The organism is Pseudomonas sp. KH_027 (genome assembly GCF_057838565.1).
This window is the reverse complement of the sequence record NZ_CM174470.1, coordinates 4,729,063-4,742,239: the sequence shown is the minus strand read 5'-3', so window position 1 is coordinate 4,742,239 and position 13,177 is coordinate 4,729,063. Positions and strand designations below refer to the sequence as shown.

10 protein-coding genes are annotated in these 13,177 nt (G+C 64.6%); 4 read left to right on the top strand and 6 right to left on the bottom strand.

Annotated elements, in window-relative coordinates; translation table 11 throughout:
• Positions 1-34 precede the first annotated feature (34 nt).
• Positions 35-1,426 carry an aspartate aminotransferase family protein gene (locus AC3IYG_RS22185; protein WP_489311622.1) on the bottom strand — a complete coding sequence of 464 codons (1,392 nt, stop codon included), beginning with the start codon at positions 1,424-1,426 and terminating at the stop codon, positions 35-37.
• A gap of 121 nt (positions 1,427-1,547) precedes the next feature.
• On the opposite strand from AC3IYG_RS22185, the gene AC3IYG_RS22180 reads away from it, so the two are divergent.
• The 3 genes from AC3IYG_RS22180 to AC3IYG_RS22170 all read left to right on the top strand — a co-directional run bounded on the left by AC3IYG_RS22180 (position 1,548) and on the right by AC3IYG_RS22170 (position 5,070).
• Positions 1,548-2,327, top strand: a complete 780-nt coding sequence (locus AC3IYG_RS22180; RefSeq protein ID WP_489311621.1) for an SDR family NAD(P)-dependent oxidoreductase — start codon at positions 1,548-1,550, stop codon at positions 2,325-2,327.
• A gap of 72 nt (positions 2,328-2,399) precedes the next feature.
• On the top strand, positions 2,400-3,065 hold the full coding sequence (locus AC3IYG_RS22175; protein ID WP_489311620.1) for a GntR family transcriptional regulator: 666 nt from the start codon (positions 2,400-2,402) through the stop codon (positions 3,063-3,065).
• A 241-nt stretch (positions 3,066-3,306) separates the two neighbouring features.
• Entirely contained in the window at positions 3,307-5,070 is a 1,764-nt protein-coding gene (locus AC3IYG_RS22170; RefSeq protein WP_489311619.1) for a cation:proton antiporter, read from the top strand.
• A 78-nt stretch (positions 5,071-5,148) separates the two neighbouring features.
• Here the strand turns inward: AC3IYG_RS22170 and AC3IYG_RS22165 are convergent, their stop codons facing one another.
• The 5 genes from AC3IYG_RS22165 to uvrD all read right to left on the bottom strand — a co-directional run bounded on the left by AC3IYG_RS22165 (position 5,149) and on the right by uvrD (position 10,086).
• Positions 5,149-5,556, bottom strand: coding sequence for an SMI1/KNR4 family protein (locus AC3IYG_RS22165; RefSeq protein ID WP_489311618.1), 408 nt, complete (start codon positions 5,554-5,556; stop codon positions 5,149-5,151).
• Between the two features lie 132 nt (positions 5,557-5,688).
• Positions 5,689-6,540, bottom strand: a complete 852-nt coding sequence (locus tag AC3IYG_RS22160; RefSeq protein ID WP_489311617.1) for a Tim44 domain-containing protein — start codon at positions 6,538-6,540, stop codon at positions 5,689-5,691.
• A gap of 90 nt (positions 6,541-6,630) precedes the next feature.
• Positions 6,631-7,206, bottom strand: coding sequence for a TetR/AcrR family transcriptional regulator (locus AC3IYG_RS22155; protein WP_489311616.1), 576 nt, complete (start codon positions 7,204-7,206; stop codon positions 6,631-6,633).
• Positions 7,207-7,301: 95 nt separating this feature from the next.
• Positions 7,302-7,742 (bottom strand): EamA family transporter, encoded by a 441-nt coding sequence (locus AC3IYG_RS22150; protein WP_489311615.1) that lies wholly within the window; start codon positions 7,740-7,742, stop codon positions 7,302-7,304.
• A 157-nt stretch (positions 7,743-7,899) separates the two neighbouring features.
• A complete protein-coding gene (gene uvrD / locus AC3IYG_RS22145) occupies positions 7,900-10,086 on the bottom strand; it encodes a DNA helicase II (RefSeq protein ID WP_489311614.1) in 2,187 nt (728 codons plus the stop codon).
• A 280-nt stretch (positions 10,087-10,366) separates the two neighbouring features.
• Here uvrD and AC3IYG_RS22140 point away from each other — a divergent pair, with 280 nt between their 5' ends.
• The gene (locus AC3IYG_RS22140; protein ID WP_489313986.1) at positions 10,367-13,165 is read left to right on the top strand and encodes a putative bifunctional diguanylate cyclase/phosphodiesterase; all 2,799 of its coding nucleotides are present in this window, start codon (positions 10,367-10,369) and stop codon (positions 13,163-13,165) included.
• The last annotated feature ends 12 nt before the right edge of the window (positions 13,166-13,177 follow it).

The window sequence follows — 13,177 nt, the reverse complement described above, 5'->3', positions numbered from 1 at the left end:
TGGTTTTCTCCCCTCCCACTGGCGGGAGAGGGGCTTATTGCCGAGCGCCGGGGATGGCCAGCAGCTCGCTCAGTGCCTCATCCAGCGTAGCCAACAGGCGATCGACATCGCTGACGCTGGTGTCGGGGCAGCACAGGGTCATGTTGTGGAACGGCGTGATCAGGATGCCGCGGTTGATCAGGTACAGGTGCAAGGTCATCTGCAGGCTGTCGTGGAAGGCCGCTTCGGCCTCGGCGCCGGTTTTCGGCGACTGCGGGCAGAACTGGAATTCGCTGCGGGCGCCGAGTTCGGTCACCGACCAGGCGAGGCCGTGCTTGTCGATCAGTTGGCGATAGCCGTCCGCCAGGCGCGCGGCCAGCGGCAGCATGTGCGCATAGGCGGCCTCGGTCATGACCTCGCTGAGGTTGGTGCGCATGCAGTGCATGGCCAGGGCGTTGGCCGACAGCGTGGTGCCCATGCCGCTGTGACCGTGGCCTTCGCCGTGCGCGCTGGCGTGGCTGCGGGCCTGTTGCATGGCCGTGGCCATCTCCGCGCTGCAACCGTAGACCGAGCAGGGCACGCCACCGGCGATCGGTTTGCCGAGGGTGATGAAGTCCGGCTCCAGGCTCCAGGCGCGGGTGCAGCCGCCGGGGCCGGTGGAGATGGTGTGGGTTTCGTCGATAATTAACAGGCTGCCGTACTGCCGAGTCAGTTCGCGCAACTTGGCGTGGTAACCGGGGTCGGGCAGGACCATGCCGATATTGGTCATCGCCGGCTCGCACAGCACCGCCGCCACGTCACCCTGGGCCAATGCCGCTTCGAGGGCGGCGAGGTCGTTGAAGGGTACGGCGCGGCTGTATTGGGTCAGGTCATAGGCCTGGCCGAGCAGGCCGGGGCGGTGCACGGTGCTGCCGTTCTGGTGGCGCACCATGACGTCGTCGACGGTGCCGTGGTAGCAGCCGTCGAACACCAGCAAGGTGTTGCGCCCGGTGATTGCACGCGCCCAGCGCAGGACGAAGCGGTTGGCGTCGGTGGCGGTGGTCGCGACTTGCCAATAGGGCAGGCCGAAGCGCTCGGCGAGCAGCTCGCCGGCGACGACCGCATCTTCGCCGGGGAGCATGGTGGTCAGGCCGTTGCCGCCTTGTTCGGCGAGGGCGCGGGCGATCGGTGCCGGCGAGTGGCCGAACATGCTGCCGGTGTCGCCGAGGCAGAAATCGACGTACTCGTGGCCATCGACGTCATAGAAGCGCGCGCCTTGGGCACGGCTGACAAACAGCGGCGAAGGCGTCGACCAGTCGCTCATCCAGTGCATCGGCACGCCACCGAACAGCGAGTGGCGGGCGCGCTCGGCGAGGGCGATGGACTTGGGGTTGTGTGCGAGGAAGCGAGCGCGCTCACGGGCGGCTAAGGTTTCCACGGCGCTTTCGCTGATACCGCTGGCGGTCATTTTGAACACCTCGTTCGAATTTTCGCACATGATGGTTTTGTGATCACAGAACTGTCAATAGCTGCCATTAAAAAGCCGATAAGCTACAATCTGCAAAATTTGTGATCACAAAGAGAATTTTATGTCGATCGGCTCATGGCAAGGACAGGTCGCATTGGTCAGCGGTGCCGGCAGCGCCGAGGGCATTGGTTTTGCCATCGCCCGGCGGCTGGCGCGTGAAGGCGTGCGCCTGCTGCTGACGGCCAGCAGCGAGCGCGTGCAGCAACGCGCGGCCGAATTGGCGGCGCAAGGTATCGAGGTGCGCGCGGCCAGTGCCGACCTCACCGACGAAGCGCAGGTGGCCGAGCTGGTGGCCTGGGCCGAGGCGCAATGGGGGCGGGTGGACATCCTGGTGAACAACGCCGGCATGGCGCAACTGGGCAGTGCCGAACCTTTCGCCGAGGTCGTCAGTATGGACCTGGCCACCTGGAACCTGTCGCTGACGCGCAACCTGACCAGCACCTTCCTGCTCACCCGCGCCCTGCTGCCGGGCATGCAGGCGCGTGGTTACGGGCGCATCGTCAATATCAGCTCGACCACCGGCACCCGCGGCAGCAACCTCGGCGAGGCGGCCTACAGCGCGGCGAAGGCCGGCATGGTCGGTCTGAGCATGGGCTTGGCGCTGGAAGTGGCGAAGCGGGGCATCACGGTCAACAGCATCGCGCCCGGCTGGATCGCCACCGCTTCCAGCCGTGAAGAAGAACAACGCGCCGCGCGCTACACGCCACTGGGGCGTGCCGGCCGTCCCGAGGAAGTCGCCGCCGCCGTGGCCTTTCTCGCCTCCCCTGAAGCCAGCTACATCACCGGCGAGTTGCTGGTGGTGGATGGCGGCAACTGTCTGATCGAAAACAAGGTACCCTGAAGATGACGCACGACTGCAGCCTGACCCTGAGCCAACTGCCGGCACCGCCGGCCTCTGCACGGTGACGCGCGGATGGCCGACAACCTGCAGGAACAGCTGTACCGACGTATTCGCGAGCGCTTGCTGGCCGGGCAGTTCCAACCCGGCGAGCGCCTGAAAATCCGCGATCTGGCCGCCGCCTGGGGCACCAGCCCGATGCCGGTGCGCGCCGCCTTGCAGCGCTTGGTGGCCGAGGGCGCGCTGGAGGCCGAGCCGCAGCGCTCGGTACGTGTTCCACCGATGACCCGCGAACGCTTTCAGCAGGTGTTCCAGGTGCGCCTGGCGCTCGAAGGCCTGGCGGTGGAAGCCGCCACGCCGCGCCTGACGGCCAGCGACCTGGCGAGCCTGCAAGGCTGTGTCGAGCGGATGGAAAGCGCGCTGGAACGCCGCGATGTACAGGGCTACCTGAACGACAACAGCCTGTTCCATCTGACGCTCTACCAGGCCTGCGCCAACCCAGTGCTGCTGCGCATGATTGAAACGCTGTGGTTGCAGGTCGGGCCGTTCTTCAACCGGCTGTTCACCGAGGCCGATTTGTCGCTGCGTCTCAATGACTTCCACGACGACACCTTCAAGGCGCTGCAGGCCGGCGATGGCAAAGCGGCGCGGGCGGCGATGGAGCAGGACCTGACCTATTTCGGCCAGTTCCTCCTCAACCTGCTGGAACTGGAAAACACCCAGGCCAAGAACGGCGGCTGAGATGAGCATCTCTGGATCCCCGCCCGCGCGGGCGGGAACCCAGTAAAGGCTCGACGCCAATAACTGTTTCAATCTATTGCGCTTGGCCGCCGCCAGGCTGCCTGGTGATAACCTGCCAACACGTCCCAGGCGCCCGCCGGGCCTCTGGGACGCCCCCATTTCCTACATGGGCTCCAACGGAGCCAAGCGAGAAACCTGAGCGCGGGCAGCTGCTTTGCGTGCTGAAAAGGAGCGAGTGGTCATGCATGCCATCAGTTTTATCCAGGATCTGGCTGTGATCATGCTGGTCGCCGGGATGGTGACCATCCTCTTTCATCGCTTCAAGCAGCCGGTAGTGCTCGGCTACATAGTCGCCGGCTTCATCATCGGCCCGCACACCCCGCCGTTCGCCCTGATCCACGATGAGCAGACGATCAAGACCCTCGCTGAGCTGGGGGTGATCTTCCTGATGTTCTGCCTCGGGCTCGAGTTCAGCCTGCGCAAACTGTTCAAGGTCGGCGCCACCGCCTTTATCGCGGCCTTTCTGGAAATCGTGCTGATGATCTGGATCGGTTACGGGATCGGCAGCTATTTCGGCTGGAACACCATGGATTCGCTGTTCCTCGGCGCCATTCTGGCGATTTCCTCGACCACCATCATCGTCAAGGCGCTGGGCGACCTGAAGATGAAGAACGAGCGCTTCGCCCAGCTGATTTTCGGCGTGCTGATCGTCGAAGACATCCTCGGCATCGGCATCATCGCCCTGCTTTCCGGGATCGCCCTGAGCGGCACGGTGGAAGCCGGGCAAGTGTTCGCCACGGTCGGCAAGCTCAGTTTGTTCATGATCGTCGCGCTGGTCATCGGCATCCTGCTGGTGCCGCGCCTGCTGGCTTACGTGGCGCAGTTCGAAAGCAACGAGGTGCTTTTGGTCACCGTGCTCGGCCTGTGTTTCGGCTTCTGCCTGCTGGTGGTCAAGCTGGAGTACAGCATGGTCCTCGGCGCCTTCCTGATCGGTGCGATCATGGCCGAGTCGCGCCAGTTGGTGCAGATCGAGCGCTTGATCGAGCCGGTACGCGACCTGTTCAGCGCAATCTTTTTCGTCGCCATCGGCCTGCTGATCGACCCCGCCGTGCTGATCGAATACGTCTGGCCGATCCTGGTGATTACCTTCGCGGTGGTGGTCGGCAAAGTGTTGTCCTGCAGCATCGGTGCCTTTATCGCCGGCAATGACGGGCGCACCTCGCTGCGGGTCGGTATGGGCCTGTCGCAGATCGGCGAGTTCTCGTTCATCATCGCCGCGCTCGGCATCAGCCTGCAGGTCACCAGCGACTTTCTCTACCCGGTGGCGGTGGCGGTTTCGGCCCTCACTACTCTGCTGACGCCGTACCTGATCCGCGCCGCCGACCCGCTGTCGCTCAAATTGGCCAGTCTCATGCCGCAACCGGTGGCGCGGGTATTCGGCATGTACGGCGAGTGGCTGCGCAGTATCCAGCCGCAGGGGCAGGGCGCGGTGCTGGCCGGGATGATTCGCAAGATCCTGCTGCAGGTCGGGGTGAACATCGCCCTGGTGGTGGCGATCTTCTTCAGCGGCGCTTATTTCGCCGGCACCCTGGCGACCTACCTGAGTGGCTGGGTGCAGCCGGAAAACCTGCAGAAAGGCCTGATCTGGGGCGCCGCGCTGCTGCTTTCACTGCCGTTCTTGATCGCCGCCTACCGCAAGCTCAAGGCGCTTTCCATGCTGCTGGCGGAAATGGGCGTGACGGCGGAGATGGCGGGGCGGCACACCGTGCGAGTGCGCAAGGTGATTGCCGAGCTGATCCCGCTGCTCTCGCTGGCAGTCATCATGTTGCTGCTGATGGCGCTATCAGCGAGCATCCTGCCGACCCTGGAGCTGCTGGTGGTGATCGCTCTGCTGGCCGCGGGCGTCAGCGCCTTGCTCTGGCGCTGGCTGATCCGCGTGCATACACGCATGCAGGTCGCCCTGCTGGAAACCCTGGAGCAGGGCGGGGACGACCCGCACCGCTGACGCGGATTTCGGCGCGCGGGCTGCTGCGCGGCGAGGCTGCTCTGGGGGAGTGCCGCCCGAAACCATGCACCCGATCGATCAGCTTTCCAGCCAGACCTCACGGGCCCACTTCCACACCGAGTCCCAGCTTTCGTCGGTGAGGTCTTCTTCGTCGCCGTCCCACAGCAGCACGGTGCCGTCCAGCTCGACGCAGTAGTAGTTGCCGTGGTCTTCGCAGAGCGGAATCAGCTCGCGCGGCACGCCGAGCGACCAGGCCACCGAGGCCACTTCCGGCAGGTAGGTGTGCGACTGCGGGTCGGTGACGGTCACCGGCTCCAGGCGGCCGTAAACCACATCGCTGACCTTGAGCAGAAATTCGCGGAACTCGAAGGGGATGTTGATCAACAACTGTTCTTCGATTTCCACCAGCAATTCTTCTTCCGGCAGCTCCAGGGGCACCGGGACTTTCTCGTTCAGTTCACGCAGCTCGTCGATCACTTCTTCCATGGCATAGAACCTCTCACGTGGGATGGCGCGTTTTATACAGTAGCTCGGCGCAAGCGCAATGCCTGCGATTCACTGAATAGAAAAACCCCAGCGTTGGCTGGGGTTCTTGTGCAGCGCAGAGGCCAGTCAGACTCAGCTGTTCTGACGAATACCCGCCACCAACCACGGCGAGTTGTCGCCGTTGACGCGTTCCATCCGCCAGCTTTCGCTGAAGGCTTCGCCCTGGTCGAAACGCGAGCTTTTTTCGATGCCGCGGAAGGTCAGGGTGGCAACAGTCTTGTCGGCCAGCTCATCGATGCCATCGAGCTGCGCCTGCAGGTCATCGACATAAGTGGACTGGAAGCCGTCACCGAGGCTGGCGCGTTCTTCCTTGAGGAAGCTGAGCATCTGCGGGGTGACGAATTCGGCGATCTTGTCCAGCTCGGCTGCGTCCCAGTGTTGTTGCAGGGACATGAAGTGCTCACGACCGGCTTCGATGAAGCGCTGCTCGTTGAACCAGCTCGGTGCATTGATCACTGGCGCGGCTGCGGCGCTGCTGCCACCGAAGATCGAGGGCGTTTGCGCTTGATCGGCACCCGGCATCTGCCGCTGCATCGGGGCATAGCCGGCAGTGGCCGGTTGACCTTGTGCCTGCTGGCGACGGCGAGCGGAGATGAAACGGAACGCCAGGAAGGCGATCAGGCCGATGATCAGGAAGTCGAAGATCTGCATGCCCTGGAAGCCATCGCCCATGAACATCGAGGCGAGCAGGCCACCGGCGGCGAGGCCGGCCAGCGGGCCGAGCCAGCGCGAGGCACCGCTGGCGGCGGCAGGGGCTGCACGGCCTGGGGCAGCGGCTTGGCTGGCCGGCGGCGTGGCTTGGCGAGTTTGATGAGTCGGCGCCGAGCCGAAGGATTTACCGCCGCCCATGCGTCTGGCATTGGCATCCAGGCTGAGCGTCAGGGCGACGCACAGCACCATGGCAAGGCTGAGGAAACGCTTCATTGTTGGAGCTCTCTCTTAATTGATTCAACGCGCGCCATGTTGCACAGGCTGGGTGCCTATGGCCAGCGCCAGAGTGTTTCGGGCTTTTGCCTAACTTCGCAGCAGCACGAGCAAGGGCGCGCAGCGCAGCTGGCGGCGCATGAAGGCGCGCAGATCGGCTTCTTCTTCCCATGGGCTGCGCAGCCAGTGGAGAAAGGTACACAGGTAGGCGCTGCTCAGCAGGCTTTCTTCGATTATTCGGCTGAGGGCGTATTTGTCACGGCGGGCCGCTTCACGCCACCACTGCACCGTGCGGCTGATGCGCAGCAGGCCCAGTACCTGCAGATGCAGGTGGCCAGGTTCGAATTTGTACAGCAGCATCTGCGCGGTGACCGTACGGTGCGCGGCCAGGCTCTGCAGCCAGGCGATCAGCAGTTCTTCCAGGCGCTTGCCGGGCTGCAGGGCCGCTAAGTCAGGCGCCTGGGCGCGGGCCAGCATGGCGCTGTCCGCCCGATCGAACCAGGCCTCGACGAGGTCGTCTTTCTGCCGGTAATGGCGGGCGATGGCATCCAGGCCGACTTCCAGGCGCTCGGCGACCGCGAACAGCTGCAGGCGCTCCCAGCCACAGGCATCGGCCAGTTCCAGGGCGCAGTCGAGGATTTGCTTGGCGGTGGGCGATCGATTCATCGGGCGTACCTCGCCTGCAAGTATGAATCCTCAGCCTGGGGTTGCTGCCGAAAACGACCAACGGAGTCTGCAGGCCCTGCCAGCCGGCGCGGTCGTCAGGGTTTGAGTGCCAGCAGGATCACGCCGGCAGTGACCAGGCTGATGCCGCACCACTGGCGCAGGTCTAGCTTCTCGCCCAGCAGGGTGACCCCGAGCAGCGCCACCAGCACCACGCTGAGCTTGTCGACCGGTGCGACCAGCGCAGCCTGGCCAAGCTTGAGTGCACGGAAATAGCAGATCCACGAAGCGCCGGTGGCCAGCCCGGAAAGCGTCAGGAACAGGTAGCTTTTGGCCGAGATCGAACCGAGCGGCTGGTATTGGCCGGTGGCATACAGGATCAGCGCCAGGCTGAAGAGGATCACCACGGTGCGCAACAGGGTGGCGAAATCGGAATTGACCTGCTCGATGCCGATTTTGGCGAAGATCGCCGTCAGCGCCGCGAACAAGGCCGAGAGCAGGGCCCAGAAGGTCCAGGAAGACAGCAGACCGTTGCCCATCGAGGGTGCTCCTCGCCAGGGTGCATTCCCCGGCCTGTCTTCACCAACGCATTGGAATAACACTACACCCGTGGGAGCGGGCCATGCCCGCACAAGCATCGCGGGCATGGCCCGCTCCTACGAAATGTTGTGTGCAACCCCGCCCGTAGCGGTCAGATTACGCCGGCTCCAGCTTGGCATAACCGAGCATCAGCCATTTGCTGCCTTCGTCGGCGAAATTCACCTGCACCCGCGCCTGGGCGCCGGCGCCTTCGAAGTTGAGGATCACCCCTTCGCCGAACAGCGCGTGTTTCACCGCCTGGCCGAGGCGGAACTCGGTTTCCGGCACCTCGGCATTGGCGAACATGCTGCTGGTGTTGGCGCCGCGGTTGCTGTTGCCATAGGGCCGGCTGACGCTGTTGGACAGCCGCACTTCCTGAATCAGCGCCGGCGGAATCTCACGCACGAAGCGCGAGACCTTGTTGTAGGTCTCGCTGCCATACAGCCGGCGGGTCTCGGCGTAGGTCATCACCAGTTGCTGCATGGCGCGGGTGATGCCGACATAGGCCAGACGGCGTTCTTCCTCGAGGCGGCCGGGCTCTTCCAGGCTCATCTTGTGCGGGAACAGGCCTTCTTCCATGCCGACCAGGAACACCTGCGGGAACTCCAGGCCCTTGGCGCTGTGCAGGGTCATCAGTTGTACGCTGTCTTCGTGCTCGTCGGCCTGGGTGTCGCCGGATTCCAGCGAGGCGTGGCCGAGGAAGGCCGCCAGCGGGGTCTGCTCGTCGTCCTCGTTGTTCTCGAAGTTGCGCGCCGCGCTGACCAGTTCCTCGAGGTTTTCCACCCGCGCCTGGCCTTTCTCGCCCTTTTCTTCCTTGTGGTAGGTGATCAGCCCGGATTGCTCGATGACGGTCTGGGTCATCAGGTGCAACGGCATCTGCAGGACTTTGGCGGCAAGGTTCTCGATCAGCTCGACAAAGGCGCCCAAGGCACCGGCGGCGCGCCCGGTCAGGCCCTTGTTGGCGATCAGCTGGCGCATCGCCTCCCACATCGACAGGTCGGCATGCCGGGCGTGATCGCGGATCGCTTCGACGGTCTTTTCGCCGATGCCACGCGCCGGCACGTTGATCACCCGCTCCAGCGCCGCATCGTTGCCGCGGCCGTCGAGCAGGCGCAGGTAGGCCATGGCGTTCTTGATTTCGGCGCGTTCGAAGAAGCGCTGGCCGCCGTAGATGCGATAGGGAATCTTCTCCCGCAGCAGCGCCTCTTCCAACACCCGCGACTGGGCGTTGGAGCGATAGAGAATGGCGATATCGCTGCGCGCCAGGCCGGTTTTCAGCGCACTTTCGATGCTTTCCACCACGTAACGCGCTTCATCGTGTTCGTTGAAGGCGGCGTACAGGTTGATCGGTTCGCCTTCGCCGCCATCGGTCCACAGCTCTTTGCCGAGGCGCCCGCTGTTGTTGACGATCAGCGCGTTGGCGGCCTTGAGGATGCCCGCCGTGGAGCGGTAGTTCTGCTCCAGGCGAATGGTTTCGGCGTCGGGGAAGTCGCTGGAGTACTGATGAATGTTCTCGATCTTCGCCCCACGCCAGCCGTAGATCGACTGATCGTCGTCGCCCACCACCATCAGGCTGTCGCCGCCCTTGCCGAGCAGCCGCAGCCAGGCGTACTGCACGGCGTTGGTATCCTGGAATTCGTCGACCAGGATGTGCCGGAAGCGCCGCTGGTAATGTTCGAGCAGGCCCGGATGGTCGCGCCACAGGTCCAGCGCGCGCAGCAGCAGCTCGGAGAAGTCGATCACCCCGGCGCGCAGGCAGGCCGCCTCATAGGCTTCGTAGATCTTGCGCATGGTGGCGAGGAACAGATCGCCGCTGGCCTGGATGTGTTGCGGGCGCAGGCCTTCGTCCTTTTGCCCGTTGATGAACCACTGGGCCTGGCGTACCGGCCAGCGCTGCTCGTCCAGGCCGAGGTCGCGGATCACCCGTTTGACCAGTCGCTGCTGGTCGTCGCTGTCGAGAATCTGGAAGCTCTGGCTCAGGCCGGCTTCCTGCCAGTGCGCGCGCAGCAGGCGGTGCGCCAGGCCGTGGAAGGTGCCGACCCACATGCCAGCGGGGTTGACGCCCATCAGCTGTTCGATGCGCTGGCGCATCTCGGCCGCGGCCTTGTTGGTGAAGGTCACCGACAGGATCGAGTGTGACGAGGCGTGCTCGACCTGGATCAGCCAGGCGATGCGATGCACCAGCACACGGGTTTTGCCGGAACCTGCGCCGGCCAGAACCAACTGACGTCCCACCGGGGCTGCTACAGCCTGGCGTTGGGCATCGTTGAGGGAATTCAGCAAAAGGGAGAGATCGTCGCGCATCGCGGCATTCTAGGGGGCTGGGATAGCCAGGGCAAACGCCAAGCGGCGGATGACCGCCTGGTCAGCCCGACGGGCGGGTACCGGCTATCGAAAGTACAGGCTGACGGGAGGGAAAATGCCGCACTTGAGCCTTGGGTGATGCGTCTGGCTCGGGTATGCTCCGGCGACGTTTAGGCACACCATTATAAGAAAATAGCCTATGACCGCTGACCCAAGGACTCCCCCGGTGTCGTCGTCTGTGGACGCCGACCGGGATATTCGCCAGCTCTTCGCCACCGACATGGCGGTTGAGCGCACCCGTCTGCTCTATGAGGGCTCACGGATTCCCACGCTGTTCATGCTGCTCAGCGGCCTGGCCTGCGCGTACCTGTTGTGGGCCCCGCAGGGCGGCCTGCTGCTTTCCTGCTGGTTGGTCGGGCTGGTGCTGTTGGCGGTACTGCAGCTGATCCAGGTGGCGGCCTTCAATGCCGCGCTGCCCTCGCGCCAGGCCAAGCCACACTGGCGGCGGATGTTCCAGCTCGGCGCTGCGGCCTCCGGGATGACCCTGGCCATCGGCGCGATCACCCTGGTGCCGCCGGATGCCTTTCACCAGCAGGTGCTGATGTTCGGCCTGATCGCCGCGGCGATCCTCTCCGCCAGTATCGCCTATGCGGTCAGCCTCCCGGCTTTCCTGGTCTTCGCCTTGCCGTGCCTGCTGCCGGCGGTGGGCTATCTGCTGCTCAGCAACCACCCATTGCAGCAAGGCTGGGGCCTGCTCGGGCTGATTCTGTTCGCCGCGCTGCTGGTGGTGGCCTGGCAGGTCAATCGCCTGGTGCAACGCAGTTTGCTCCAGCGTTTTCACAATCAAGCGCTGATCAGCCGCCTGGAATACGCCAAGGCCCAGGCCGAGGGGCTCAATGGCGAGTTGGCGCGTGAGGTGGAACAACGCCGGCGCGCCGAACGCGAATTGCGCCAGGCCCACAGCGAGTTGGAAATGCGCGTTGCCCAGCGCACCCTGGAACTGGACGAGGCCAGCCACGCCCTGAGCAAGAGCGAGGAGCGTCTGGCGCTGGCGCTGGAGGCCAGCGAGCTGGGCATGTGGGACTGGAACCTGGTGAGCGACGAGGTGCACCACTCGCACCTCAAGGAGATTTTCGGGGTCGAGCCGGATGAGGTGAAGGCCATGCTGCGCGACCTCAAGCCACGGCTGCACCCGGAAGACCTGCCCTTGCTGCGGCGTACCCTGGTCGAGCACATGAAGGGGCTGAGCGACGGCTACCAGATCGAATACCGCGTGCGCCACACCAATGGTCAGTGGGTGTGGATCGAGGATCGCGGCCGCGCGGTGGAGCGCGATACCCAGGGTCGGGTCACCCGCATGCTCGGCACCCGCCGCGATATCAGTGGCTGGAAGAGCCGCGAAGAAGAGCAACGCCTGGCCGCCACCGTGTTCGAGGCGGCGAGCGAGGGCATCATCATTCTTGACCCCGACTACCTGGTACTGGCGGTCAATCAGGCCTACAGCAAGGTCACCGGTTACACCCGCGACGAAGTGCATGGGCGCAGCGTCGCCCGCTTGATCGGCAGCCGGGCCACGCGCCGCCAGTACGAGCTGATCCGCCAGGAGCTGGAGCTGAGCGGCAAATGGCAGGGCGAGCTGATCGAAACCCGCAAGAATGGCGAACTTTACCCGCAATGGCTGCAACTCAATGTGGTGCACGACGCGCGGGGGCGGGTCAGCCATATCGTCGGCTTCTTCGCCGACCTGTCGTCGCGCCGCGATGCGGAGGAGCGCCTGCGTTACCTCTCGCACTACGACGAACTGACCGGGCTGGCCAACCGCACGCTGTTCAAGGCGCGCCTGCATGAGGCCAGCCAGCGTGCGCGGCAGAACGGCCGCAGCCTGGCCCTGCTGCATATCGACCTGGATCGTTTCAAAATGCTCAACGACAGCCTCGGCCACGAAGTCGCCGACCAACTGTTGCGGCAGATGAGCCGTCGCCTGACCCAGGCGGTACCGGAGGCCGACACCTTGGCGCGGCTCTCCGGCGATGAGTTCGCCGTGCTACTGGACTCCTACGGCAGCCTGTCGAGCCTGGCGCGGATGGCCAGCCGCCTGCTCACCAAGCTGCGCATGCCGATGACCGTCGGCGGCCAGGAACTGGTGGTCAGTGCTTCCGTTGGCATCAGCCTGCTGCCGGACAACGCGCGGGAAATCTCCGCCCTGATCAGCCAGGCCAACATGGCCATGCAGCACGCCAAGCACCTGGGCGGCAACACTTTCCAGTTCTTCACCGACAACCTGCAGGCCTGCACCCTCGAGCGCCTGCAGTTGGAAAACCAGCTGCGCAAAGGCATCGAGCTCGGCCAGTTGGAGGTCTTCTACCAGCCCAAGCTGTGCCTGGCCGACGACAGCATGAACGCTGCCGAAGCGCTGGTGCGCTGGCGCCATCCCGAGCTGGGCCTGGTGCCGCCGGGGGATTTCATCGGCCTGGCCGAGGAAACCGGGCTGATCGCCGCCATCGGCGAATTCGTCTTGCGCCAAGCCTGCTGGCAGGCGCGCGAATGGCAGCGCGAGGGCCTGGCGGATATCCGCGTTTCGGTGAACCTCTCGGTGCACCAGTTGCGCCAGGGCAACCTGACCAGCCTGGTGCGCCAGGTGCTCGACGAAACCGGCCTGGCGCCACGGTTCCTGGAGCTGGAGCTGACCGAAAGCCAGCTGCTCGACAATGTCGAGAATGTCATCGCCACCTTCCAGCAGCTGCGCGACATGGGCGTGAAACTGGCGATCGACGACTTCGGCACCGGCTACTCCTCGCTCAGTTACCTCAAGCGCTTCCCGGTGGACTACGTGAAGATCGACCAGACCTTCATCCGTGACCTTTCCGCCAACGGCGAAGACGCCGCCATCACCCGCGCCATCATCGCCATGGCCCACAGCCTGGAGCTGAAGGTGGTCGCCGAAGGCGTGGAAACCCAGGCGCAGATGGACTTCCTCAAGGCCCAGCACTGCGACGAGATCCAGGGCTTCCTGATCAGCCGGCCGGTTGAGGCGCTGGTGTTTGCGCAGCTGCTGCGCGAGCAAAGCCTGGCATCGTAGCGGGCGCGGGTG